This window comes from Mesorhizobium sp. DxT (assembly GCF_058448885.1).
On record NZ_JBZFLJ010000009.1, the window covers coordinates 33,019 to 55,052 of the forward strand.

At 64.5% G+C, this 22,034-nt stretch carries 26 protein-coding genes; 11 read left to right on the forward strand and 15 right to left on the reverse strand.

Translation table 11 applies throughout. The features are described 5' to 3' along the window. The first annotated feature begins 40 nt into the window (after positions 1–40). The 5 genes from ACVJNE_RS17035 (at position 41) to ACVJNE_RS17055 (ending at position 6,943) form a co-directional block, all read left to right on the forward strand. Positions 41–2,848 (forward strand): [protein-PII] uridylyltransferase, encoded by a 2,808-nt coding sequence (locus tag ACVJNE_RS17035; RefSeq protein ID WP_499567463.1) that lies wholly within the window; start codon positions 41–43, stop codon positions 2,846–2,848. A gap of 58 nt (positions 2,849–2,906) precedes the next feature. Continuing rightward, on the forward strand, positions 2,907–4,505 hold the full coding sequence (gene murJ / locus ACVJNE_RS17040) for a murein biosynthesis integral membrane protein MurJ (RefSeq protein ID WP_499567465.1): 1,599 nt from the start codon (positions 2,907–2,909) through the stop codon (positions 4,503–4,505). Positions 4,506–4,583: 78 nt separating this feature from the next. Next, positions 4,584–5,651 carry a tryptophan--tRNA ligase gene (trpS, locus tag ACVJNE_RS17045; protein WP_499567467.1) on the forward strand — a complete coding sequence of 356 codons (1,068 nt, stop codon included), beginning with the start codon at positions 4,584–4,586 and terminating at the stop codon, positions 5,649–5,651. 97 nt (positions 5,652–5,748) lie between these two features. Then, a complete protein-coding gene (locus tag ACVJNE_RS17050; protein ID WP_379013604.1) occupies positions 5,749–6,240 on the forward strand; it encodes a universal stress protein in 492 nt (163 codons plus the stop codon). 121 nt (positions 6,241–6,361) lie between these two features. Next, positions 6,362–6,943, forward strand: a complete 582-nt coding sequence (locus ACVJNE_RS17055) for a NifU family protein (protein ID WP_368801895.1) — start codon at positions 6,362–6,364, stop codon at positions 6,941–6,943. 110 nt (positions 6,944–7,053) lie between these two features. Here ACVJNE_RS17055 and ACVJNE_RS17060 read toward each other — a convergent pair whose 3' ends face one another. Continuing rightward, positions 7,054–7,668: a L,D-transpeptidase gene (locus ACVJNE_RS17060; RefSeq protein ID WP_173187718.1), complete on the reverse strand. Its 615-nt coding sequence runs from the start codon at positions 7,666–7,668 to the stop codon at positions 7,054–7,056. Between the two features lie 236 nt (positions 7,669–7,904). On the opposite strand from ACVJNE_RS17060, the gene cueR reads away from it, so the two are divergent. Both cueR and ACVJNE_RS17070 read left to right on the forward strand, forming a co-directional pair. Beyond that, positions 7,905–8,309 carry a Cu(I)-responsive transcriptional regulator gene (gene cueR / locus ACVJNE_RS17065; protein WP_499567470.1) on the forward strand — a complete coding sequence of 135 codons (405 nt, stop codon included), beginning with the start codon at positions 7,905–7,907 and terminating at the stop codon, positions 8,307–8,309. Positions 8,310–8,347: 38 nt separating this feature from the next. Then, positions 8,348–8,848: an MmcB family DNA repair protein gene (locus tag ACVJNE_RS17070; protein ID WP_499567472.1), complete on the forward strand. Its 501-nt coding sequence runs from the start codon at positions 8,348–8,350 to the stop codon at positions 8,846–8,848. A 4-nt stretch (positions 8,849–8,852) separates the two neighbouring features. Here the strand turns inward: ACVJNE_RS17070 and ACVJNE_RS17075 are convergent, their stop codons facing one another. From ACVJNE_RS17075 to ACVJNE_RS17095, 5 genes are all read right to left on the reverse strand, one after another. Further along, positions 8,853–9,194, reverse strand: coding sequence for a winged helix-turn-helix domain-containing protein (locus ACVJNE_RS17075; RefSeq protein ID WP_368801897.1), 342 nt, complete (start codon positions 9,192–9,194; stop codon positions 8,853–8,855). A 20-nt stretch (positions 9,195–9,214) separates the two neighbouring features. After that, positions 9,215–9,829 (reverse strand): LysE family translocator, encoded by a 615-nt coding sequence (locus ACVJNE_RS17080; protein ID WP_499567474.1) that lies wholly within the window; start codon positions 9,827–9,829, stop codon positions 9,215–9,217. 45 nt (positions 9,830–9,874) lie between these two features. Continuing rightward, positions 9,875–10,777, reverse strand: coding sequence for a ribokinase (locus ACVJNE_RS17085; RefSeq protein WP_499567476.1), 903 nt, complete (start codon positions 10,775–10,777; stop codon positions 9,875–9,877). A gap of 66 nt (positions 10,778–10,843) precedes the next feature. Continuing rightward, a complete protein-coding gene (locus ACVJNE_RS17090; protein ID WP_499567478.1) occupies positions 10,844–11,722 on the reverse strand; it encodes a methylated-DNA--[protein]-cysteine S-methyltransferase in 879 nt (292 codons plus the stop codon). 63 nt (positions 11,723–11,785) lie between these two features. Further along, entirely contained in the window at positions 11,786–12,271 is a 486-nt protein-coding gene (locus ACVJNE_RS17095) for a DUF2244 domain-containing protein (RefSeq protein WP_499567480.1), read from the reverse strand. Positions 12,272–12,292: 21 nt separating this feature from the next. Here ACVJNE_RS17095 and nth point away from each other — a divergent pair, with 21 nt between their 5' ends. Further along, on the forward strand, positions 12,293–13,060 hold the full coding sequence (gene nth, locus ACVJNE_RS17100; RefSeq protein WP_499567482.1) for an endonuclease III: 768 nt from the start codon (positions 12,293–12,295) through the stop codon (positions 13,058–13,060). On the opposite strand, the gene ACVJNE_RS17105 is transcribed toward nth, so the two are convergent. Further along, a complete protein-coding gene (locus tag ACVJNE_RS17105) occupies positions 13,054–13,503 on the reverse strand; it encodes a DUF2214 family protein (RefSeq protein WP_499567483.1) in 450 nt (149 codons plus the stop codon). The two genes, nth and ACVJNE_RS17105, sit on opposite strands and share 7 nt — an antisense overlap. Positions 13,504–13,655: 152 nt before the next feature. Here ACVJNE_RS17105 and ACVJNE_RS17110 point away from each other — a divergent pair, with 152 nt between their 5' ends. Next, on the forward strand, positions 13,656–13,892 hold the full coding sequence (locus ACVJNE_RS17110) for a YdeI/OmpD-associated family protein (protein ID WP_499567485.1): 237 nt from the start codon (positions 13,656–13,658) through the stop codon (positions 13,890–13,892). Between the two features lie 4 nt (positions 13,893–13,896). Here the strand turns inward: ACVJNE_RS17110 and ACVJNE_RS17115 are convergent, their stop codons facing one another. The 4 genes from ACVJNE_RS17115 to ACVJNE_RS17130 form a co-directional block, all read right to left on the reverse strand. Further along, positions 13,897–14,628, reverse strand: a complete 732-nt coding sequence (locus ACVJNE_RS17115) for a sulfate transporter family protein (RefSeq protein ID WP_499567487.1) — start codon at positions 14,626–14,628, stop codon at positions 13,897–13,899. Between the two features lie 119 nt (positions 14,629–14,747). Beyond that, entirely contained in the window at positions 14,748–15,233 is a 486-nt protein-coding gene (locus ACVJNE_RS17120; protein ID WP_499567489.1) for an HAD family hydrolase, read from the reverse strand. An 11-nt stretch (positions 15,234–15,244) separates the two neighbouring features. Further along, positions 15,245–15,604, reverse strand: coding sequence for a hypothetical protein (locus ACVJNE_RS17125; RefSeq protein ID WP_499567491.1), 360 nt, complete (start codon positions 15,602–15,604; stop codon positions 15,245–15,247). 392 nt (positions 15,605–15,996) lie between these two features. Then, positions 15,997–16,962 carry a helix-turn-helix domain-containing protein gene (locus ACVJNE_RS17130; RefSeq protein WP_499567493.1) on the reverse strand — a complete coding sequence of 322 codons (966 nt, stop codon included), beginning with the start codon at positions 16,960–16,962 and terminating at the stop codon, positions 15,997–15,999. Positions 16,963–17,123: 161 nt separating this feature from the next. On the opposite strand from ACVJNE_RS17130, the gene ACVJNE_RS17135 reads away from it, so the two are divergent. Next, entirely contained in the window at positions 17,124–18,116 is a 993-nt protein-coding gene (locus ACVJNE_RS17135) for an adenosine kinase (protein WP_499567495.1), read from the forward strand. A gap of 3 nt (positions 18,117–18,119) precedes the next feature. Here ACVJNE_RS17135 and ACVJNE_RS17140 read toward each other — a convergent pair whose 3' ends face one another. The 4 genes from ACVJNE_RS17140 to hrcA form a co-directional block, all read right to left on the reverse strand. Further along, complete coding sequence (locus ACVJNE_RS17140) at positions 18,120–18,752, reverse strand: trimeric intracellular cation channel family protein (RefSeq protein ID WP_499567499.1); 633 nt, start codon at positions 18,750–18,752, stop codon at positions 18,120–18,122. A 127-nt stretch (positions 18,753–18,879) separates the two neighbouring features. Then, positions 18,880–19,557 carry a nucleotide exchange factor GrpE gene (gene grpE / locus ACVJNE_RS17145; RefSeq protein WP_368801908.1) on the reverse strand — a complete coding sequence of 226 codons (678 nt, stop codon included), beginning with the start codon at positions 19,555–19,557 and terminating at the stop codon, positions 18,880–18,882. Positions 19,558–19,659: 102 nt separating this feature from the next. Beyond that, the gene (locus ACVJNE_RS17150) at positions 19,660–19,956 is read right to left on the reverse strand and encodes a putative quinol monooxygenase (RefSeq protein WP_499567501.1); all 297 of its coding nucleotides are present in this window, start codon (positions 19,954–19,956) and stop codon (positions 19,660–19,662) included. A gap of 13 nt (positions 19,957–19,969) precedes the next feature. Continuing rightward, entirely contained in the window at positions 19,970–21,040 is a 1,071-nt protein-coding gene (gene hrcA, locus ACVJNE_RS17155) for a heat-inducible transcriptional repressor HrcA (protein ID WP_499567503.1), read from the reverse strand. A 150-nt stretch (positions 21,041–21,190) separates the two neighbouring features. Here hrcA and rph point away from each other — a divergent pair, with 150 nt between their 5' ends. Then, positions 21,191–21,907 (forward strand): ribonuclease PH, encoded by a 717-nt coding sequence (rph, locus tag ACVJNE_RS17160; RefSeq protein WP_499567505.1) that lies wholly within the window; start codon positions 21,191–21,193, stop codon positions 21,905–21,907. Positions 21,908–22,034 lie beyond the last annotated feature (127 nt).

Consider the following 22,034-nt stretch of genomic DNA (forward strand, 5'->3'; position numbering starts at 1 on the left):
TCGCGCTATAGACCGCGCGATTGCGGCAAGACCGGTGGGCATGGCGAAAGTTCCTCTCAAACTGGACGAGATCATCGACGGCCGCGCGCTGCTCGATGAGATGATTGCGCTGGCGAAGGCGGATGCCGCCGGCGCGCGACCGGCCTTGATCCGTCTCCTGAAGGAGCGCGTCGCCGAGGCCCGTGCGCGGGCCGAGGCGATGCTGATGGTCGACGGGGGCGGAACGGCCTGCGCGGCGCGACTGTCGCACCTGATGGACGAGGTGATCCGCGCTCTTTATGCATTCGCCGTCGATCACGTCTACCATACCCGCAACCCATCGGCGGCCGAGCGCATGGCGGTGGTGGCGGTCGGCGGATACGGGCGCGGAACGCTGGCGCCGGGCTCCGACATCGACCTGCTTTTCGTGTTGCCCTACAAGCAGACGCCCTGGGGCGAGCAGATCGTCGAATACATCCTCTACGTGCTTTGGGACCTCGGCCTCAAGGTCGGCCATGCAACCCGCAATCTTGACGAGTGCATGCGCCTGTCGCGTACCGACGTGACCATCCGCACCTCGATCCTGGAAGCACGCTTCGTCAGCGGCGACGAGGCTATCTACGAGACGCTGGTTGCCCGGTTCGATGCGGAAGTCGTCAAGGACACGGGTCCGGAATATGTGCAGGCGAAGCTCGCCGAGCGCGACGAGCGGCACGCCAAGGGCGGCGAAAGCCGCTATCTGGTCGAGCCCAATGTCAAGGAAGGCAAGGGCGGCCTGCGTGATCTGCACACCCTGTTCTGGATCGGCAAATATTATTACCGCGTGCCGACCGCCGAAGAGCTGGTCGGTAAGGGCGTGTTCACGCGCAAGGAGTTCCTGCAGTTCCGCAAGGCAGAGGATTTCCTCTGGGCTGTGCGCTGCCACATGCACTTCCTGACCGGGCGCGCCGAGGAGCGACTGCATTTCGACATTCAGCGCGAGATAGCCGAGCGCCTGGGCTATACCAGCCATCCCGGCCTTTCCGCCGTCGAGCGGTTCATGAAACACTACTTCCTCACCGCCAAGACGGTGGGCGACCTGACGCGCATCTTCTGCGCGGCGCTCGAGGAGGAGCAGGCCAAGCATGTGCCCGGCTTCAACCGCATCTTCCTGAATTTCTCCCGGCGCAAGCGCAAGCTCGCCGGCAGCAGCGACTTCATCGTCGACAATCACCGCATCAACATCGCAGACGAGCAGGTGTTCGAGCGCGACCCGGTCAATCTGCTGCGGCTGTTCTGGCTGGCCGACAAGCACGGCCTCGAATTTCACCCCGACGCGCTGAAACTTTTGACCCGCTCGCTCAAGCTTGTGGACCGCAACCTGCGGCGCAACGAGGAAGCCAACCGACTTTTCATGGATGTGCTCACCTCCGGCCGCAATCCGGAGCTCAATCTCAGGCGCATGAACGAGGCCGGCCTGCTCGGCAAGCTCATCCCCGATTTCAACAAGATCGTGGCGATGATGCAGTTCAACATGTACCACCACTACACCGTCGACGAGCATCTGATCCGCTGCGTGGGTGTTCTCGCCGAGATCGAGCATGGTGACGCCGAGGCCGTGCATCCGCTGTCGCATTCGCTGATGCCGGCGCTGCGGCCGCTGCGCGACATTCTTTACGTCGCCGTGCTGTTCCACGACATCGCCAAGGGGCGGCCGGAGGACCACTCGGAAGCCGGCGCCCGCATTGCGCGCAGGTTGTGCCCGCATATGGGCTTTTCCAAAGCCGATACCGAAACCATTGCATGGCTGATCGAGAACCATCTCGTCATGTCGATGACGGCGCAGACCCGCGACCTCAACGACCGCAAGACGATCCAGGATTTCGCCGACGTCGTGCAGTCGGTAGAGCGGCTGAAGCTTCTTCTGGTGCTGACCGTCTGCGACATCCGCGGCGTCGGGCCCGGCGTGTGGAACGGCTGGAAGGGGCAGCTCCTGCGCACGCTCTACTACGAGACCGAGCTGCAACTGACCGGCGGCTTCTCGGAGGTCACCCGCGCCAAGCGCGCGCTGGAAGCCCGCGCCGTGCTCGATGAGGCGCTTGCGGACTGGCCCGAGAAGGAGCGCAAGCGCTATCTCGGCCTGCATTACGACAACTATCTGCTGACGGTCGATCTCGAAGACCAGGTACGCCATGCCGGCTTTATCCGTGAGACCGACGCTGCGTCGCGGCGGCTGGCGACGATGGTGCGCACGCACCAGTTCGAGGCGGTGACCGAGATCACGGTGCTGTCGCCGGACCATCCGCGCCTGCTTTCGGTGATCGCGGGTGCATGCGCGGCAGCGGGCGCCAATATCGTCGACGCGCAGATTTTCACCACGGCAGACGGCCGGGCGCTCGACACCATCCTGATCTCGCGAGAGTTCGACATGGATGAGGACGAGCGCCGGCGCGCGCAGCGGGTGGGGCGGCTAATCGAGGACGTGCTGTCCGGCAAGAGCTGGCTGCCCGAGATGATCGAGAAGCGTACCAAGCCACGGCGTGGGGCAAAGACGTTCCGGGTGCAGCCGCGCGCGGAAGTGCGCAACACCCTGTCGAACCGCTTCTCGGTCGTCGAGGTCAAGGGGCTGGACCGTCCCGGCCTGCTGTCGGAAATCACCGGCGCGATCTCCGATCTGTCGCTGGACATCGCTTCCGCACACATCACCACCTTCGGCGAAAAGGTCATCGACACCTTCTATGTCACCGACCTGACAGGGCAGAAGATCGAGAATCCGACGCGCCAGGACAATATCCGCAAGCGGCTTATTGCCGTGATGGACGGCAGCGACACGGCGCGCAACGGCAACGGTCGCAGCACCGGGTCGGCATCGAAGGCGGCAGCCGAGTGAGACTGCGCGGTCGAGCGCGCATGGCGATGGCCTGCGGGCCTTTGGGGACCATTTCTCAATGAGCCTTGTGAAGAAATTCGCCACCGTCGGCGGCGCGACTTCCATCAGCCGTGTCGCCGGCTTCGTGCGCGAGGCGCTGATCGGAGCGGCACTCGGCGCCGGGCCTGTGGCCGATGCATTCTACGCGGCATTTCGCTTTCCGAACCTCTTCCGTCGGCTTTTCGCCGAGGGTGCGTTCAACACCGCCTTCATTCCGCTCTTCGCCAAGGAGCTGGAAGGCGGCGGCGAGGATGCCGCGCGGCGCTTTGCCGAACAGGTGCTCGCCGTGCTCGTCACGTGGCTTCTGCTGCTCTCGGCGCTGGCGATGCTGTTCATGCCGCTGCTGGTCGCATGGGTCATCGCGCCAGGGTTCACGGAGGATCCCGACAAGTTCGACCTGACCGTGGCGATGACTCGGATCATGTTCCCGTATCTGTTCTGCATGTCGCTGGTGGCGATGCTGTCGGGCATCCTCAATTCGATGCGACGCTATTTCGTCGCCGCCTTCGTGCCCGTCCTGCTCAACCTCATCCTGATCGGCGTTCTTGCCATCGGCCTCTATGCCGACATCGGAGCGCGCCGCACGGGTCTATGGATGTCGTGGGGCGTTTTCGCATCGGGTATCGCGCAGCTTTTCTTCCTGCTCTGGGGCGTGCGGCGGCAGGGATTTTCACTGAGCCTGCGCCTGCCTGTCTTCACGCCTGCGGTGAAGCGGCTGCTCGTGCTGATGGGGCCAGCGCTGTTGACCGGCGGCGTCACCCAGATCAATCTGCTGGTGGGCCAGATGATCGCGTCCGCGCAGGAAGGAGCGATTTCGCTGCTCAACTATGCCGACCGCATCAACCAGCTTCCGCTAGGCATCATCGGCATTGCGGTCGGCGTCGTGCTGCTGCCCGAACTGGCCCGAGCGTTGAAGGCCGGCGACCATGAGGATGCGCAGCACCTTCAGAACCGCTCGCTGGAATTCGCGCTCGGGTTGACCCTGCCGTCGGCGGTGGGCTTCGTGCTCTTCGCCGGGCCGCTGGTCAACCTCCTCTACGAACGGGGTGCCTTCACGGCCGAGACCACCGCGCTGACCGCGGCCGCACTCTCCGCGTTCGCGGTCGGGCTGCCTGCCTATGTGCTGATAAAGGTCTTCTCACCGGCCTATTTCGCACGGCTCGACATGAAGAGCCCGATGTGGTTCTCGGCAATCGCCGTCGTCGTGAACATCGCGGCGAGCCTGCTCCTGTTCCCTTTCTACGGCCATGTCGGCATCGCGGTCGCCACTTCGATCTCGGCCTGGCTGAATTTCGCGCTGCTGGCCGCCGTCCTGTGGCAACGCGGGGATTTCCGTCCGTCGGCGACGACGCTGCGGCGTGTGGCGATGATCGTGCTGGCCAGTGCTGCCATGGGTGTCGCAGTGCTCGTGCTCGATTATCTTTTTGCCGCTTGGCTGGCGGCTCCGTCGCTGCTGGTGCGCCTGGGTGCGGTGCTGGCCGTGATCGGCATTGCTGCGGTGATCTATTTCGCGATCGTCATCGCCACCGGTGCGGTGGACAAAGGCCAGCTCCTTGGCGTCCTCAGGCGGCGGCGCAAGCCAGCCGGTAAGGCTTCCGCCACGCCCCTTGATCCCTAGGCTTCCATCCGCCATAAGCGCCACGCGATCTTACGCCCTCGCCAGAAACGAGGCCCTCCACCAGCCCCGGACACCACCATGAGCAGCTTCAAGCCCCTTGTCTTCTCCGGCGTTCAACCGACCGGAAACCTGCATCTCGGCAACTATCTCGGTGCGATCCGCAAATTCGTCGCGCTGCAGGAAAGCCACGACTGCATCTATTGCGTCGTCGACCTGCATTCGATCACCGCGCAGCTCGTCCATGACGACCTGCCCGGCCAGACACGTTCGATCACCGCGGCCTTCCTGGCGGCCGGCATCGACCCGACGAAGCACATCGTCTTCAACCAGAGCCGCGTGCGTCAGCACGCCGAGCTCGCCTGGGTCTTCAACTGCGTCGCCCGCATCGGCTGGATGAACCGCATGACCCAGTTCAAGGACAAGGCCGGCAAGGACCGCGAGAACGCATCGCTCGGCCTTCTCGCCTATCCGAGCCTGATGGCCGCGGACATTCTCGTCTATCGCGCCACGCACGTGCCGGTGGGCGACGACCAGAAGCAGCATCTGGAGCTGACGCGCGACATCGCCGCCAAGTTCAACAACGACTTCTCCGCCAAGATCGGTGATCTCGGCCTTGGTGTGGAGATGGAAGTCGGCGAGGAAACCGTCAATGGCTTCTTCCCGCTGACCGAACCGCTGATCGAGGGGCCGGCCACGCGCGTGATGAGCCTGCGCGACGGCTCCAAGAAGATGTCGAAGTCCGATCCGTCGGATCTGTCGCGCATCAACCTGACCGATGACGCGGATGCCATCTCGAAGAAGATCAAGAAGGCCAAGACCGATCCCGAGCCGTTGCCGTCCGAACTCGACGGTCTGAAGGCACGCCCGGAAGCCGAAAACCTCGTCGGCATCTATGCGGCGCTGGCCGACAAGACCCGCGAGGCTGTGATCGCCGAATTCGGCGGGCAGCAGTTCTCCGCCTTCAAGCCGGCGCTTGCCGATCTGGCCGTCGACAGGCTCGCACCGATCGCAGCCGAAATGCGCCGCATCTCGGCCGACACGACCTATGTCGACGGCGTGCTGCGGGACGGTGCCGAACGCGCCGAGGTGATCGCGGAAGCCACCATGAAGGGCGTGCGCGAGATCATTGGCCTGCTCAACGACTGACAAGGCCTGTCGGTTTGGCCGGATGCGACGGCTTGCTCGCCGCCGCATCCGATGGCAGATTGCGCCGTCGGCAGCGGGTGCCGGGTCGGGAGATTAGATGGTTTCCAAACGTCTGAGCCGTGAAGCCGGTCACCGGCGGAAATTCCTTGCTGTCGCCGATGAAACGCCGGAGTCCGAGCGCGCGATCGCCTATGCCTCGCGCCGCGCGCAGGCGACCAACGGCTCTGTTGTGCTCCTCTACGTCATCGAACCCGGCGATTTCCAGCATTGGCTCGGCGTCGAGCAGATCATGCGCGAGGAATCCAATGCCGCCGCTGCTGCGGTGCTTGATGCCCAGGCGGCGAAGGTGCGCGAGCGGATCGGCATCGAACCGGAGCTTGTGATCCGCGAGGGCTCACCGACGGAAGAAATCCACAAGCTGATCGAGGACGATCAGGACATCGCAATCCTTGTGCTGGCCGCCGGTGGCGCGAAAGAGGGGCCGGGACCGCTGGTCGCCTCGGTTGCCGGCAAGGGTGCCGCGTTCCCCATCCCGGTCACGGTCGTACCGATGAACCTGTCGGACGAGGATATCGAAAGCCTCGCCTGATCCGTTTCCGGAGATTGCGCGGCGGGCCACCGCTCACCATATGAAGGCCGATTGGCGCTTGCAGTTCTGCGCTGGCAGGCCTATTTAGAACTATTCCAAACTATATGAACGGAGAACGCTGATGTTCATCCAGACCGAAGCCACGCCAAATCCCGCAACGCTGAAGTTCCTGCCGGGCAAGGTCGTGCTCGAGGAAGGCACGGCGGATTTCCGCGATGCCGATTCGGCGACCGCCGCATCCGCACTCGCAGGCCGCCTGTTCGGCGTGCCCGGTGTCGTCGGCGTCTTTTTCGGCTACGATTTCGTGACCGTCACGAAGTCCGACGAGCACGACTGGCAGCACCTCAAGCCGGCGATCCTCGGCACGATCATGGAGCATTTCATGTCCGGCCAGCCGGTCATGGCTTCGTTGAACGCGGCAGCGGAAGGTCGCGCTGCAAGCGCTGGCGAGGAGTTCTACGAAAAGGAGGACGAGGAGATCGTCCTGACGATCAAGGAGCTGCTCGACACCCGCGTTCGTCCGGCCGTGGCGCAGGACGGCGGCGATATCACCTTCCGTGGATACGAGAACGGCACGGTCTTCCTGCACATGAAGGGTGCTTGCGCCGGCTGCCCGTCTTCGACCGCCACGCTCAAGCACGGCATCCAGAACCTGTTGCGCCACTTCGTGCCCGAAGTGCAGCAGGTCGAGCAGATTTCCTGAACGCTGCCCGATAATTCGCTCAACCGAGCGACCTGCCGATGAACAACAAAAAACCGGGCTTGCGCCCGGTTTTCTGCATTGGGACGTCAGTGTTGCCTAGACGGTCCGCCTTATTTCACGATCACCTTCGCGCCCACGTCGGCGCGCTCGTAGAGGTCGATGACGTCCTGGTTGATCATTCGGATGCAGCCGGACGACATCGCCTTGCCGATCGAATTCCATTCCGGCGTGCCATGCAGCCGGTAACCGGTGTCGCCACCCTTGTTGAAGAGATACAGCGCGCGCGCGCCGAGCGGGTTGCTGAGGCCACCCGGCTGTCCGCCTCGCCACTTGGCGAGCTCGGGCTGGCGACCGATCATCGCTGCCGGCGGCGTCCAGGTCGGCCACTCGCGCTTCATCGCGATGCGCGCCGTGCCGTTCCACTCGAAGCCTTCGCGGCCAACGCCGATGCCGTAGCGCATGGCCTTGCCGTCGCCCATCACGAAATAGAGGAACTTGTCGCTGGTATCGACAATGATCGTGCCGGGCTTCTCGCTGGTGTCGTACTTGACGATCTGCCGGTGATACTGCCTCGGCACCTTGTTGATCGGAATCTGCGGAAGCTGGTAGCCGGAGTCTTTCTTGGCACCGTATTCCGAGGTGAAGATCGTGCCCCCGGTGCTACATCCCGCAAGCGCAGTTGCAGCCCCAAGCGCCGCAACGATGAAAAGCGTCTTCAGTCGCATATGATACTCAAACCCCCACAGCCAGCTTGTTGCCCGATTCGAGCCGTATTTCTGCCATGGTCTGTTTGGCTTACCCAGCGGCGTTTGCCAAGTCTCCGACGCCCATGTGCAACGACCCCGTCGCAGCTTACTGCAGGTCTATGGTAAATGCGCAACATTCTCACGGCTTCGTGAAGAAAACGCGCTCCACATTGCTCATCCTTTCGAGGGCGGGCATAGCTAAAGAGAGGTGTTAGATGAACGTTTCGGCAGCCGCCCGGCGCTCGGGTCTTCCAGCCAAGACCATCCGTTACTATGAGGACGCCGGCTTGCTGAAGCCGGACAGGTCGGCAAACGGCTATCGCGACTATTCCGGCGACGACGTGCATCGGCTGGCTTTCCTGAAGCGCGCCCGGGGCCTGGGCTTCTCGATCGATGAATGCCGGCAGCTCATGACGCTCTACAGGGACCGAAGCCGCGCCAGCCATGACGTGCGCGAGATCGCGATCGCGCATGTCGCGGCGATCGAGGAGAAGATGCGCGAACTGGAATCGATGCGCCGCACGCTGAACCGCCTGATCACGGCCTGCCACGGCGACGACCGGCCCGATTGCCCGATCCTCGACGATATGGCGGGAGCGTTGCAGGATACGCACGCCTGACGGTTCAATGCCGACGCCTTTGATGCCATTCTCGCTCCATGCCGATCATCTCTCCGATTCCCGTAAATCCCCTGGCCGACGGACGCCAGTCCGAGCGCGCCATGGTGGTGCGTCGCGGCGTCCAGCGACTGCTCATGGAAATGGGCGCCTCCGTGATCCCCGAAATATCGCTGGCCTCCGGACGGCGCGCCGATCTCGTTGCGCTGACGCGCAAGGGCGACATCTGGATCATCGAGATCAAGTCCTCGATCGAGGACTTCCGGGTCGATCGCAAATGGCCGGAATACCGGCTACATTCCGACCGCTTCTTCTTCGCCACGCATCCGGAAGTGCCGGCCGGGATTTTTCCGGACGAATGCGGCTTCATACTCTCCGACGGTTACGGCGCGGAGATCCTGCGCGATGCGCCGGAGCACCGGCTGCCGCCTGCGACCCGCAAGGCGCTCATGCTGCGGATCGCGCGCGCCAGCGCGGCCCGGCTGACCGCGGCCGAAATCGCAGGCGTGGCCATCCCTGCGCTCGACGGCGAGAGCGAATAGGGAATCAGTCCTCGCCGATTTCGGACTGAAGCGCGGCCATATGCGGCTCGGCTGCGGCGAGAGCCGCCCGTTCGATCGCGCGAAACCGGCTGACGAGCGCAAGACCGGTCGGGGTGAGTTGCGCGCCGCCGCCGCGCTGGCCGCCTTTCTGCGTGTCGAGCACCGGCTTGCCGAAGAGCTGGTTCATCTCCTCCACGAGGTCCCAGGCATGCTTGTAGGACATGTTCATCTGCCGGGCGCCGGCCGAAATCGAGCCGAAGGATGCGATATGCTCCAGGAGTTCGATCTTGCCCGGCCCGATGCGACCTTCGGGATCGAGATTGATGCGCAAGCTGAGCGACGGCACGTCTTTCCTTTCCAGCGGCCCTATTTCGCCCGCGAGAAAGCGAGCCAGAGCCCGCCGCCGATCAGCATCCCGCCGCTAACGCGGGTAATGGTCCTGACGACGCGCTCGGAAAGCGCGCGGCCGATCTGGCCGGAGGCGAGCGCATAGGCGCCGTCGCAAAGGGCGGCGAGCGAAAGCGCGGTGACGCCGAGGATCGCGATCTGCATCGCGTGGTCGGCCGCCGGATCGATGAACTGCGGCAGCAGCGCGCCGAAGAACAGGAGCTGCTTGGGATTGCCAAGGCAGACCAGCAGGCCCTGCATGAAAAAGCCGCCGCGCGGCTTGCGGGCCGTTGGTGAATTATCGATGCGGCCGCTGGCGCGGATCATCTGCCATCCGACCCAGATCAGATAGGCCGCGCCCAGCAACTTGATCCATTCGAACCAATGCCCGGCGGTCTCGACCACCGATGTCAGCCCGAAACCCGCGATGGCCAGCATCAGCGCGAGCCCGGCCTGGGTTCCGGCGACGTTGAGCAGCCCCGCCTTGGTGCCGTGGCGCATGCCGTTGGCGACGATGAGCGTGTTGGTCGGGCCTGGAACGATGATCGCGACCAGGCAGACGGCGAGATAGGCGAAATAGGCTTCAGGGTTCATGGACGTCCTCCGGAAGGCGCAAGCTTGCACGAGTCCGGATGTGGTTCAATTCGCTTTCAGCGCCTCGTCGATTTCGGCGGCAAAGGGTATGGCTGGCTGTGCGCCGGGTTTCAGGCAGGCAAGCGAGCCGGCGACTGCCGCGCGCCGCAGCGCCTCTTCAAGCGCAAGCCCCTGCTCGAGGCTGGCCGCCAGATAGCCGCAGAAGGTGTCGCCTGCGCCCACCGTATCAACCGGCGTGATGGCGAGGCCGCGCGCGCGAACCACGCCGTCCGGCGTCGCGGCCATGACGCCTTCAGCACCCAGCGTGACGACAACGATGCGGCCGGTGCGGGCGCAGAAATCCCGCATCCTGGCTTCGCGGTCGTCGCCCGCTAGGTCGAGTGCGTCCGCGTAGAGGTCAAACTCGGTTTCGTTGGCGACCACATAATCCGCTTCGGCGAGCAGCTTGCCTGCCTCGGCGCGGAAGGGCGCGGTGTTGAGCATCGACGGCGCGCCGGCCTGTCGTGCCGCGGCAAGTGCCGCCTCGACGGCATCGAGCGGGATTTCGAGCTGCATCATCAGGAAATCGTCGGCCGACAGTTTCGCCGTCGCCACATCGGCAGGCGAAACCGTGCCATTGCCGCCCGGCACGATCGCGATCACGTTCTCGCCCGCGGCTTCCACCAGGATCACGGCGATACCCGTCGCGGTCTCGGCCCGGCGCATTTGGGACAGGTCGACGCCGCCCTCCTGCAGCAGCGCCAACGCCTGGTCCGCAAAGGCGTCCTGGCCGACCGCGCCGACCATCCGCACATCGGCGCCGGCGCGCCGCGCAGCGAGAGCCTGATTGGCGCCCTTGCCGCCCGGCGCCGTGGAGAAGCCGTCGCCGGGAACCGTTTCGCCCGGTCGAGGCAGGCGATCGACGGTGGCGATCAGGTCGAGATTGGCGGAGCCGATGACGGTTATCACGAAAAAGCCTCCCTAGATGATGTCCCGGGAGGCTTTAGCCGATTTGCAGGCGTGGAGTAAGACCGGTCAGCTTGCGACCTGTCCAGCCTCCCAGCCGAGAATGGCGCGCTTGCGCGTCAGGCCCCAGTGGTAGCCGGTGAGGGCGCCTGACTTGCCCAGTGCCCGATGGCAGGGAACCACGAAGGAAACCGGATTGGCCCCGACGGCTGCGCCAACCGCCCGGCTTGCAGTCGGATTGCCGATCTCGGCCGCGATCGACGAATAGGTGCGCGCCCGGTTCATCGGGATCTTGAGCAGCGCTTCCCAGACGCGGACCTGGAAGTCGGTTCCGATCAACACCACGCGCAACGGTTCGTCGGCGCGCCAGCGCGACGGTTCGAAGACGCGCCCGGCATAGGGCGTCGTCGCCGAAAGGTCTTCGACATAGGTCGCGTTCGGCCAGCGGCCGGACATATCCTCGAAGGCCGCTCGCTCGCCACCCTGATCGCAGAAGGCAAGGCCGGCAAGCCCGCGATCGGTCACCATGACGAGCGCGATTCCGAACGGCGACAGATGATAGCCGTAGCGGATGGTCAGGCCCTTGCCGCGGCTCTTGTAGTCGCCGGGCGACATCGCCTCGTGAGTGACGAAGAGGTCATGCAGCCGCCCCGGCCCCGACATGCCGACCTCGAAGGCGGTGTCGAGAAGCGGCATGCCCTGGTCGAGCAGCCGGCGGGCATGGTCGAGCGTCACCGCCTGGAGGAAGCCCTTGGGAGAAAGTCCGGCCCAGCGGGTGAACAGCTTCTGCAGCCCGGTCGGCGTATCGCCGACATCCGCCGCTAGCTCTTCCAGCGACGGCTGGTCGCGATAGTCGAGGCTGATCTTTTCGATGGCGCGCCGGACGACCTCGTAGTCGTTGCCGACCGGCGTCACGTCGCGTTGCAGGATGGCGGTCTGTGCGTTCATGGCAATATCTCCTTGAACGCCAATATCGTTTTGCACGGTCGTCTTCGCCACCCGATTCCTGCCTTATCCGGCCTTGGCCGTGGCGAGCGCGCGGCCGAAGGCTGTTGCGAAACTCTCGCGGTCGTCCGGGTTGAGGAACGAGCCGATTCCGACCCGTTTTCCTTCGCCTTCGACGGCCATGTCGGTGATGCCGATCTCGTCGTGGCGCGCGACGCGGAACCGTGTCCAAAAGGGGTTGAAGCGGTGTGCCTCGGTGCGGCCCGAAGGTGCGATCTTGCGGATGTCGAGCGCGCTGCGCGACACCGACACCTCCTCGCGCACCCGTGCGGCGCGATAGTTCAACCGGAAGGCGACGTAGATCGCCACCATGTCGAGGCCGAAGAAGCCGAAAACCGGCCATGCGCCGATCGACATGAAGAACAGGCCGGTGCCGAGCCAGATCACGCCGAGCACGCTCATCAGCACGATGAAACCCGTCCGTCCCAATGAGCGGTAGGGGGTCAGCAGCGCGCGGAAAATCGGCTCGTCTGCGGCTTTCGTTTCGTCCATGGCACGGAGTATAGAGTGCCCATGGAAAAGCCCAATAGCAAAAAGGCGGCCGCGGCGTCGCAGCCCAAGCGGCCCGCCGCAAGCCGTCGCCGCCGGACCCTCTACACGCCGCACGAGATCGACGAGATATTCCGCCGCTTTTCGGTGCAGCGCGCCGAGCCGAAGGGCGAACTCGAGCATGTCAATGCGTTCACGCTGCTGGTCGCGGTGGTGCTGTCGGCGCAGGCGACGGATGCCGGGGTTAACCGCGCCACGCGGGCGCTGTTCGCAGTCGCAGACACACCCGAAAAGATGCTTGCGCTGGGCGAGGAGGCGGTCGGTCAACACATTCGCACCATCGGGCTCTGGCGCAACAAGGCCCGCAACGTCATCGCACTATCGCAGGCGCTGATCCGCGATTTCGGCGGCGCGGTGCCGCAGACCCGCGAGGAGCTGGTGACGTTGCCCGGCGTCGGCCGCAAGACCGCGAATGTGGTGCTCAACATGTCCTTCGGCCAGCCGACCATGGCGGTCGACACCCACATATTGCGGATCGGCAACCGTATCGGCCTGGCCCCGGGCAAGACGCCCGAACAGGTGGAAGACACGCTCGTGCGTATCATCCCCGACAAATACATGCGCCATGCGCATCACTGGCTGATCCTGCACGGCCGCTACGTCTGCAAGGCGCGCAAGCCGGATTGTCCGGCCTGCGTCATCGCCGACATCTGCAAATCGCCGGACAAGACCACTTCCACCCCCGCGCCACTGGTGCCGATCGGCGATCCCGAGCCTTTGGCGGCTCAGTAGCCGATACCGCGCGCCAGCATCGCGGCCAGGATGGGGATCAGCAGCAGGACCAGCCCTTCGCGGCCGAGCCACGTTCTAACCGCGCCGACCTCGTCGTCCGGCACGATGTAGCCTGCGTCGGCCCTGGCAGCGCCGAGCCAGCGGCGGAAGCGAAGCGTCGGCGGCACCGACAGCAGGCCGACCAGCAGAAAGGCGCCGACCTTGGCCCAGAATACCCAGTAGGTGCTATAGTAGTCCCATCCCTTGAGACCGAAGATCGCCCGCGCGAAACCGACGATGATGACCGCCATCGCAAGCGCGCCATAGGCGCCGTCCAGTCGCGCGAGGCGGCTGACAGTGGAGGCTTCCAGCCCCGGGCGCACGAGCGTCATCTGAACCGCGAAGATGGAAAACAGCGCAAAAACGAGCAGGTGATGGAGGATGGCCAGAATGAGATCGGTCATCGGGTGAGTCCCCTCGGACAAATGTTTACAACGTAAAGATTGGATAGATACGAATCTTTCCGCTGTCAAGACGCGGTGGTTGCGCAGACAGCGATGGCAGGAACGAGAGCGAGGCACCTTGCCTGCCATTCTCGCGGCGATAAAGTCCGTCCATGGTCCTGAAACGCCCCCTGCACCCGATGCCCGCCTTCGTGCGCGACGCGCTTGACGAAGACGGATTGATGGCAAGCTACGACGCGCGGCCCGCCTACCAGCGCAACGATTATATCGGGTGGATCGCACGCTCCGCGCGCGAGCAGACGCGGCGCAAACGTCTCGACCAGATGCTGGACGAGCTGAAGCGCGGCGATGTCTACATGAACATGAAGTGGAACGGCGGGACCGACTGACCGGTCAGTAAGCGCGCGCGGCTGCAGGCGTGGACCGGCTTTCGCGCACCGACACCAGCTTGTGCAGGTGCACCATCATCGCTGCGGCGAACAGCGGCGCGAGCAGGTTGACGATGGGTACGGACAGGACGGCGGCGATCAACAGCCCGGCGCCGAACACCGTGCCGGCATTGCGGCGGCGCAGGGCCTTCGCATCGGCCTCGCTGCGGAAGCGCATGGCCGCGAACTCGAAGAATTCCCGGCCGAGCAGATAGCCGTTGACGACAAAGAACGCGATCAGATTGACGCCCGGCACCAGCAGCAGAAGCAGCGCCAGAAGATTGCCGAGCAAGACGAGGCCGAGGAACTTGGCCGAGACGATTGCCGCCGTCATCAGAGGCAGAGCCTTGCCGGGCACGTCCTGCGGATAGTCCTCGCGTTCGACGATCTCGGCGACATCGTCAAGGAAGAAGCCGGCGATGATGGCGGTCACCGGCGCGATCAGCAGGCCGAGGCCCAGCGCCAGCATCAGGCCGGCAACGAATGTCGCAGCAACGCCGAACCAGGCCGCCCATCCCGGCAGGTCGGGCATCAGCTCCTGCAGCGTGGGCAGGGCCAGTACGTCGAACAGGCCGCCGATCGCGAACCACAGGCCGATGAGCGCGAGAATGGTGAGCCCCAGCGTCTTGAAGAAGACGGCGCGGAATTCGGGCGTGAACAGGCGGCCTAGAGCCGCGGATGCTGCTTGGAGGATCATGGGCGCACCTGCATCATCCGCAGATAGGCAGCCGCTCCCTCCGCTGCAAGAAGTGGGCCTCCGCACTGAGGGATGCGGAGGCCCGGCACGACGCCGCCGCCTCGGCGAACGTGCTTGAACTACTGGTCGCCGAGCGCGCGCAACCGGCTGGCCACGGGCCGCACCGCTTCGGCAAAGGTCGCACCTTCGGCCCTATAGGCCTTCACCCGCTCCGCCTCAGCCATGAAGTCGCCCGCCAGCTCGCGCTTCTGTTCGGCGGTCAGGCCCTGAAGCGCGGCGACCTTCTCCTCGACATTGCCGAACATGGCGTCGAATTCGGACTGCGGCATCAGTGCGATAAGACCTTTCATCGTCTGCTCGTAGGCGACTTGCCAGCTCTCGCGGGTAAAGCCGGCTGCCGGAATGAGCCCGTCACCGTCGGCGTCGAATTCATGCCAGTCGTCCGCGGCCTCGTCGTCGTAATAGACCGGCTCGCCGCGTTCCGCCGCCAGTGTCTCCAGCACGTCGGCGACGATCGCCGCCTGCCTGCTTTCCAGTGCGACTGCATAGGAGGCAAGGAAAAGCGATGCCAGCGCGGCCAGCAGCGCAGACTTTATCCGTTTCATGTGGGGTCCCTCTAGTAGCCCTGTCGTGCCTGGCATTCGCGCATCACATTGGCCTGGGCTTGCGCTTGCTGGGATCTGGCTATCGCACCGCCGGCGGTCGAGGCGACCTGCGCGGCAACCATGCCGCCACGTCCCCCGAAGCCACCGAGACCACCGACCATGCCAAGCGCGCCGCCCAGCATCGCCGAGTTGGCCTGGTTCCTGATTGCCGTATCGCAGGCGTTTGCAGCGGAAGCAGCCTGGCGCGCTGGGGTCCGCGATGTTGCCGCCGTTGCTGCGGTGCTGCTGGCCGAAGTGGGGCTAGCCGGCGTCGAGGTCTGGCTGCATCCAGCGAGCACGGTGCATAGCACGACGATTGCGAGCCTGTTCATGGCAACCACCGTACGGTTGGTCTGGGAATTCTGTCGGAGCGGAACGCCGGCAGCGGCGTGAAAGGAGTGATGAATGCCTTCATGAGCATGATCCGTGCATATGAGTTGAGGAGCGGGTTGCGGCGCGGCGGTTCGGCCGTTGCATCCACGCAAGAATTGCCTGTGGGCCGACCCGACGCGGTGCGGGCCGGCCCTTCGGGCAAGCAAGCCGAGTGGATGTTGACCAGCCGATCTACGTCTCGCCTGCGATTGCCTGCGAAGGGCTCGAGCAGACCGGGGAGCCCCTTCGCAGATGGCGGACGAGTAGTCGCGGCGCCGCGACATCGGCAACGGTAATTCACGCACGCATAGCTTTTGCCCCGCGCGCATAGGGTGGCAGAGGGAGATGCAGGTCAGTCTTCGGGGAAACCGTCGCGCCGGTGCCGTGCAGGCGAGATGCCGAAGCGGCGCCGATAGGCGCTGATGAAGTTCGTCGGGTGGCCGTAGCCCATTTCCCAGGCCAGCTGCTTCAGCGGCATGTCGCTGCCCTCGGCGATCAATTGCCGTGCGCGGTCGAGCCGGGCGTCACGCAGATGATCGAACACCGTTGTGCCGAAGACCATGCGAAAGCCCTGGTTGAGCCGTTTGGCGCTCAGGCCGACGGAATGCGCGAGCTCGTGCAGATCGGGCGGGTTTCGCAGATCGGCCAGCAGCCGCTCGCGAGCCTCGCGTATACGTGTCTTCTCGCGCGCCGTAAGCGCGCGCGCATCGACCGGGGTGTCGAGCATATCCAGCAGGCGCGCCAGAAACTCCATCGCCTTGGCCTGGCGATAGAGCTCTCCCATCTTGCCCTGATAGTTCATGTTGATGATATCGTCTGCAAGCTGCGCCGTTGCAGGGCCGTCAAGCGGCCGCATCATGCTGAACGGCCGGGATTTACCATCAATGGCGTTGCGCGCGAGGCCGGGCAGATCGTCGCCGGCCGTCAGTTCCGCCAGCGTCTGCGGTTCGAGTACGACACCCACTGTGCTCCATGTCTTGCCGGGCTGAATGTGATAGGAAACCGGCGTCTCGGGCGTTAGCGCGAAGAAGTTGCGGTCGTCCCGCCAGCTCTGGTCTTCAGCGTCGCCTGTTTTCACGCAGCCGGCGCCTCCGAGCATATTGCCGAGAACGAGCGAACCGCGCCGCATCACGCCTTTGGGGGCAAGCTCGTAGCGATGCGTGGAAATGCCGTTGATCCGGTAGAGATGAAACCCCGGGCGAAGCTCGGAACCCTCCATCCAGCCTTGAAACGGGCCGTCAAGATACTGCACGCGTCCGCTGCGATAGCGGCGTTCGGGATGCTTGCCGTCGAAATGAAAGGACCAGCTTTCGGCCATGGGATTGCCGTAACGTCAGAAAGGATGCGCGCCTATACTCAAGTTTGATTTGGATGAACAGCCTTGTTGCGCGCGGACTTGCATTTCGGGGCACAGCGGCTAAACCCGCCCGATGTTCAATGCTTGGCAGGCGACCGCTTGCCGGCACTTCGGAGACATTCATGAGCCAGTACGACGTGCTCTGCATCGGCAATGCGATCGTGGACATCATCGCGCGCTGCGACGAAGCCTTCCTGACCGACAACGGCATCATCAAGGGGGCGATGAACCTTATCGACGCCGAGCGTGCCGAGCTTCTGTACAGCCGCATGGGGCCGGCGATCGAGGCGTCGGGCGGCAGCGCGGGCAACACGGCTGCTGGCATTGCAAGCTTCGGCGCACGTGCTGCCTATTTCGGCAAGGTGTCCAACGATCATCTTGGCACGATCTACACGCACGACATCCGCGCGCAGGGCGTCGCTTTCGACACCAGGCCGCTGTCCGGGGAGCCACCCACGGCGCGCTCGATGATCTTCGTCACGCCGGACGGCGAGCGGTCGATGAACACCTATCTCGGCGCCTGCGTCGAGCTCGGACCGGAAGATGTGGAGGCCGAGAAGGCAAGCGGCGCCAAGGTGACCTATTTCGAGGGTTACCTGTGGGATCCGCCACGTGCCAAGGAGGCGATCCGCATGGCCGCGCGTCACGCGCATGCGGCTGGCCGCGAGGTCTCGATGACACTGTCCGATCCGTTCTGCGTCGACCGCTACCGCGAGGAGTTCCTCGAGCTGATGCGCTCCGGCATGGTGGATATCGTTTTCGCCAATGAGAGCGAACTGAAGTCGCTTTATCAGACCTCTTCCTTCGAGGCGGGGCTGGATGCGATCCGCAAGGATTGCAAGATTGCCGCCGTGACGCGCTCCGAGCGCGGCTCGGTCGTCGTGCGCGGTGAGGAGACCGTACAGGTCGATGCCATCGAGATCGCTGAACTGGTCGACACCACGGGCGCCGGCGACCTTTATGCGGCTGGTTTCCTGTACGGTTATACGGCCGAGCGCAGCCTTGCCGATTGTGGCGCTCTGGGTTCTCTTGCCGCCGGGCTGGTTATCCAGCAGATCGGCCCGCGCCCGCGCCAGAATCTGCTGGAGGAAGCCCAGCAGCACGGACTGGCCTGACGCTCACGGGATATCCTCCGGACGCCGGCCGGGTCGGCTCTTGTAGGGCGGGAACGACCAGCCGAAGCGCAATGCGCCGCCACGAATGGCGAATGCGACGAGAAAGGCAGGGACGGCGGCCAAAAGCAGCGGCAGGCCCGCGATGTCGAGGACTGTAAAGGTCACCGCGCCCGCCATGGCGGAGGTGACGTAGATTTCAGGACGCAGCAGCACCGATGGTTCGCCTGAAAGAATGTCGCGCAGGATGCCGCCGAAGGTGGCCGTCAGCATGCCCATGACGATGGCAACCATCGCTGAACCGGTTACGACCAGCCCTTTCCAGGCGCCGAACACGCAGTAGGCGGCCAGCCCCACTGCGTCGAGCCACAGCAGCAGACGGTAGCGTGACTCGATCAGGTGGGCGGAGAAGTAGACGGCCACCGCCATCACCGCGCAGACCAGCAGGTAGTCGTGGTTCTGCACCCAGAACACCGGTACGTCGAGGATGAGATCGCGGAACGTGCCGCCGCCGACGCCGGTCACGCCGGCCAGGAACAGGAAGCCGATGACATCGAGTTCCTTGCGCGATGCCGCGAGCGCGCCGGTCGCGGCAAACACCGCGACGCCGGCATAGTCGAGGAAGATGATCTGGTCCATCGCGACCTCCCGCTACGATCTCTAGCGGAAGGGCTTGGCGTGTGGAAGGTAGCAATGCCGGTTCGAGAACCACGGTGGGCCTCGAAGGACGCACTGACGAGTTTCGATCGGGCGACGATGGTCCTGTTCAGGCGTCCTTTTCCGCCTGGGGGTCCGGCGGGCCGGGTTCTGCGGGCGCCGCCTGCTCGGCAGGCTGTTTCGGGCCGCCCTTGGCCACGCCGACCATGGCCGGGCGCAGGACGCGCTCGCCGATGACGTAGCCGGTCTGCACAACCTGCACGACCGTATTGGCCGGCACTTCGGGATTGGGCACCTCGAACATCGCCTGATGGAAATGCGGATCGAACTTTTCGCCGATCGGCTCCAGCTTCTTGACGCCATGGCGCTCGAGTGCCGACAGCATCGCACGCTCTGTCATGTCGACGCCTTCGATCAGAGCGGTGAAGCCGGCATCGCCCGCAGCCTTGGCCTCGGCCGGAATGGCGTCGAGCGCGCGGCGCAGATTGTCGGACACCTGCAGCATGTCGCGCGCGAAATTGGCGATCGCATAGGACTTGGCGTCCTGCACGTCGCGCTGGGTGCGCCGGCGCAGGTTCTCCATCTCCGCCGCAAGCCGCAGTGCACGGTCCTTAAGTTCCTCGTTTTCCTTTACCAGCCGCACGACAGCTTCATAATCGGCTGCCTGCCCCTGCGCATCGGCCTCCGTTTCGGCCTGGAAGGCCTCACCGGTTGCAGCCGTTTCGGCATACTCGCTCTTTGCCGCGGTTTGCTCGGGCGCGCGTTCGTCTTTTGGCTGTTCGCTCATCGCCAGATCCCGTCTTTGGAATGGTTCTTGAAAGTTGCGCCCGATATCGATGTTCGGGGCGCGAAAATCAAGAGCCGGATGCAAAGGGAGGGGAAAAGGTTCCTATCCAGGCAGGCCAATGCCCGCCACCGGCTCGGTGACCGTATGGCTGTCGAAGCCGGCGATCAGCGGCCGTGCCTTGGTAATTGCGGCCTGAACGGCAGGCAGTGCAAGTGACGCCTTGTGGCTGGCCTCGTCGGTCCAGACCTCCGTCACCCAGATCGCATCGCCGTCGGCGGGGTCGCGGGCCACGATGTAGCTGAGGCAGCCGGGCATATCACCGCTGCCTTCGAGCAGCAGGCCGAGAAGGGCGTCGCGCTGGCCGGGCTTCGCCCGCATCCTGCCGATCAGTCGGTACATGTCGATTTCCTTCCTAGCGCAACAGGCGGCTGATGACCTGCGCGGTGTAATCCACCATCGGCACGATACGGGCATAGTTGAGCCGTGTCGGCCCGATCACGCCCAGCGCGCCGACGACGCGGGCATCCTTGTCGCGATAGGGCGCGACCACCAGCGACGAGCCCGACAGCGAGAACAGCTTGTTCTCGGAGCCGATGAAGATGCGTACGCCGGAGCCTTCCTCGGCGAGGTCGAGAAGCTGGATCAGGCCTTCCTTGGTTTCCAGATCGTCGAACAGGTGGCGCAGCAGGTCTAGGTCCGCTTCGGCCGTTATGTTTTCCAGAAGGTTGGACCGGCCGCGCACGATCAGCCGCGCAGGCAGCCCGCTTTCTGCGCCGGCCCAGATTGCGAGTCCGCGTTCCACGAGGTCCTGGGACAGCGCGTCGAGCGCGGTCTTGGTCTCTTCCTTGAGCTTGGCGATCTCCGCTCGCGCCTCCGCCAGCGTGCGGCCCCGGATATGGGCATTGAGGAAGTTCGACGCCTCGTGAAGCTGCGATGCCGTGACACCGGCCGGCAATTCGACGACACGGTTTTCCACATCCCCGTTCTGCGAGACCATCACGGCGAGCGCTCGCGTAGGCTCGAGCTGGATGAACTCGATATGCTTGAGCGGCACCTCGTTCTTGGTGGCAAGCACCAGGCCTGCGCCGCGCGACATGCCGGAAAGCATCTGGCTCGCCTCGGTCAGCATGTGCTCCAGCGTCGCGCCGCTGCCGGATGCCTTGACCTGCGCATCGATCACGCGACGTTCGTCGTCGGAAAGGTCGCCGACCTCCATGAAGGCGTCGACGAAGAAGCGCAGACCCTGCTGGGTGGGCAACCGTCCGGCCGAAACGTGTGGTGCGTAGATCAGCCCGAGCTGTTCCAGATCGCTCATCACGTTGCGAATCGTCGCCGGTGAGAGCGATTGCGGCAACAGCCGCGAAAGGTTGCGCGAACCCAACGGCTCACCGTCGCGCAGGTAGCTGTCGACAATCATCCGGAAGATGTCGCGCGAGCGTGCGTCGAGCGACTGCAACTGCTGGTCCATCACTGGCTTGGTCATTGTCTGCCTGTCTCGTTCAATGGAGGATATAATCGTCGGCTGCGCGGGCGCAACGGCTGTGAAGGTCGTGCGCTGTTTGCCTTTTCCTTTGCGTCGCGCCGTTGCTGCGGCTACAAGCCCCGGCACATTGAACAGGACCGGACAGAATCCATGCGGCCATCCAAGCGCCAGCCCGACGAGATGCGGGCAATCTCCTTCGAACGCGGCTTTTCCAAACATGCCGAGGGCTCGTGCCTCGTCAGGTTCGGTGACACTCATGTGCTTTGCACCGCCAGCCTGGAAGAACGCGTTCCCGGCTGGATGCGCAATTCCGGCAAGGGCTGGGTGACGGCCGAGTATGGGATGCTGCCACGCTCGACCGGCGATCGAATGCGCCGCGAGGCTTCGTCCGGCAAGCAGGGTGGCCGCACGCTGGAGATCCAGCGGCTGATCGGCCGTTCGCTGCGCGCTGTGATCGACCTGCAGGCGCTCGGCGAGATGCAGATCACCGTCGACTGCGACGTGCTGCAGGCCGATGGCGGCACGCGCACGGCCGCGATCACTGGCGGCTTCGTGGCGCTGCACGACTGCCTCAAATGGATGGAAGCGCGCCAGATGGTCAGCGTCGGCAAGGTGCTGAAGGACCATGTGGCCGCCATCTCCTGCGGCATCCACAATGGCGTGCCGGTGATCGATCTCGACTATGACGAGGATTCCTCGGCCGGCACCGACGCCAATTTCGTCATGACCGGCAAGGGCGGCATCGTCGAGATACAGGGCACCGCCGAGGGCGAGCCTTTCTCGGAGGAGGAATTCGCCGCGCTGATGGCGCTGGCACGCTCCGGCATCAGCCGGCTGGTCAATCTGCAGAAGATGGCGATCGCGTAAGGGCGGCCATATGGTTCTTTTTCAGACCCCCACCCCTTACCCCTCCCCACAAGGGGGAGGGGGGCATCGGCGCCTCAGAATCCCCCTCCCCCTTGTGGGGAGGGGTAAGGGGTGGGGGTATCGCTGC

Bases quoted from the DNA above. Each gene is read 5' to 3' on its own strand.
- nth (WP_499567482.1), top strand. From the start codon at position 12,293: ATGGAAAAGCCCAATAGCAAAAAGGCGGCCGCGGCGTCGCAGCCCAAG.
- ACVJNE_RS17055 (WP_368801895.1), top strand. From the start codon at position 6,362: ATGTTCATCCAGACCGAAGCCACGCCAAATCCCGCAACGCTGAAGTTC.
- ACVJNE_RS17105 (WP_499567483.1), bottom strand. From the start codon at position 13,503: ATGACCGATCTCATTCTGGCCATCCTCCATCACCTGCTCGTTTTTGCG.
- grpE (WP_368801908.1), bottom strand. From the start codon at position 19,557: ATGAGCGAACAGCCAAAAGACGAACGCGCGCCCGAGCAAACCGCGGCA.
- trpS (WP_499567467.1), top strand. From the start codon at position 4,584: ATGAGCAGCTTCAAGCCCCTTGTCTTCTCCGGCGTTCAACCGACCGGA.
- cueR (WP_499567470.1), top strand. From the start codon at position 7,905: ATGAACGTTTCGGCAGCCGCCCGGCGCTCGGGTCTTCCAGCCAAGACC.
- murJ (WP_499567465.1), top strand. From the start codon at position 2,907: ATGAGCCTTGTGAAGAAATTCGCCACCGTCGGCGGCGCGACTTCCATC.
- ACVJNE_RS17140 (WP_499567499.1), bottom strand. From the start codon at position 18,752: ATGGACCAGATCATCTTCCTCGACTATGCCGGCGTCGCGGTGTTTGCC.
- ACVJNE_RS17150 (WP_499567501.1), bottom strand. From the start codon at position 19,956: ATGTACCGACTGATCGGCAGGATGCGGGCGAAGCCCGGCCAGCGCGAC.
- ACVJNE_RS17060 (WP_173187718.1), bottom strand. From the start codon at position 7,668: ATGCGACTGAAGACGCTTTTCATCGTTGCGGCGCTTGGGGCTGCAACT.
- ACVJNE_RS17125 (WP_499567491.1), bottom strand. From the start codon at position 15,604: ATGAACAGGCTCGCAATCGTCGTGCTATGCACCGTGCTCGCTGGATGC.
- ACVJNE_RS17130 (WP_499567493.1), bottom strand. From the start codon at position 16,962: ATGGCCGAAAGCTGGTCCTTTCATTTCGACGGCAAGCATCCCGAACGC.
- ACVJNE_RS17035 (WP_499567463.1), top strand. From the start codon at position 41: ATGGCGAAAGTTCCTCTCAAACTGGACGAGATCATCGACGGCCGCGCG.
- ACVJNE_RS17095 (WP_499567480.1), bottom strand. From the start codon at position 12,271: ATGGACGAAACGAAAGCCGCAGACGAGCCGATTTTCCGCGCGCTGCTG.
- ACVJNE_RS17110 (WP_499567485.1), top strand. From the start codon at position 13,656: ATGGTCCTGAAACGCCCCCTGCACCCGATGCCCGCCTTCGTGCGCGAC.
- rph (WP_499567505.1), top strand. From the start codon at position 21,191: ATGCGGCCATCCAAGCGCCAGCCCGACGAGATGCGGGCAATCTCCTTC.
- ACVJNE_RS17120 (WP_499567489.1), bottom strand. From the start codon at position 15,233: ATGAAACGGATAAAGTCTGCGCTGCTGGCCGCGCTGGCATCGCTTTTC.
- hrcA (WP_499567503.1), bottom strand. From the start codon at position 21,040: ATGACCAAGCCAGTGATGGACCAGCAGTTGCAGTCGCTCGACGCACGC.
- ACVJNE_RS17090 (WP_499567478.1), bottom strand. From the start codon at position 11,722: ATGAACGCACAGACCGCCATCCTGCAACGCGACGTGACGCCGGTCGGC.
- ACVJNE_RS17050 (WP_379013604.1), top strand. From the start codon at position 5,749: ATGGTTTCCAAACGTCTGAGCCGTGAAGCCGGTCACCGGCGGAAATTC.
- ACVJNE_RS17070 (WP_499567472.1), top strand. From the start codon at position 8,348: ATGCCGATCATCTCTCCGATTCCCGTAAATCCCCTGGCCGACGGACGC.
- ACVJNE_RS17080 (WP_499567474.1), bottom strand. From the start codon at position 9,829: ATGAACCCTGAAGCCTATTTCGCCTATCTCGCCGTCTGCCTGGTCGCG.
- ACVJNE_RS17115 (WP_499567487.1), bottom strand. From the start codon at position 14,628: ATGATCCTCCAAGCAGCATCCGCGGCTCTAGGCCGCCTGTTCACGCCC.
- ACVJNE_RS17135 (WP_499567495.1), top strand. From the start codon at position 17,124: ATGAGCCAGTACGACGTGCTCTGCATCGGCAATGCGATCGTGGACATC.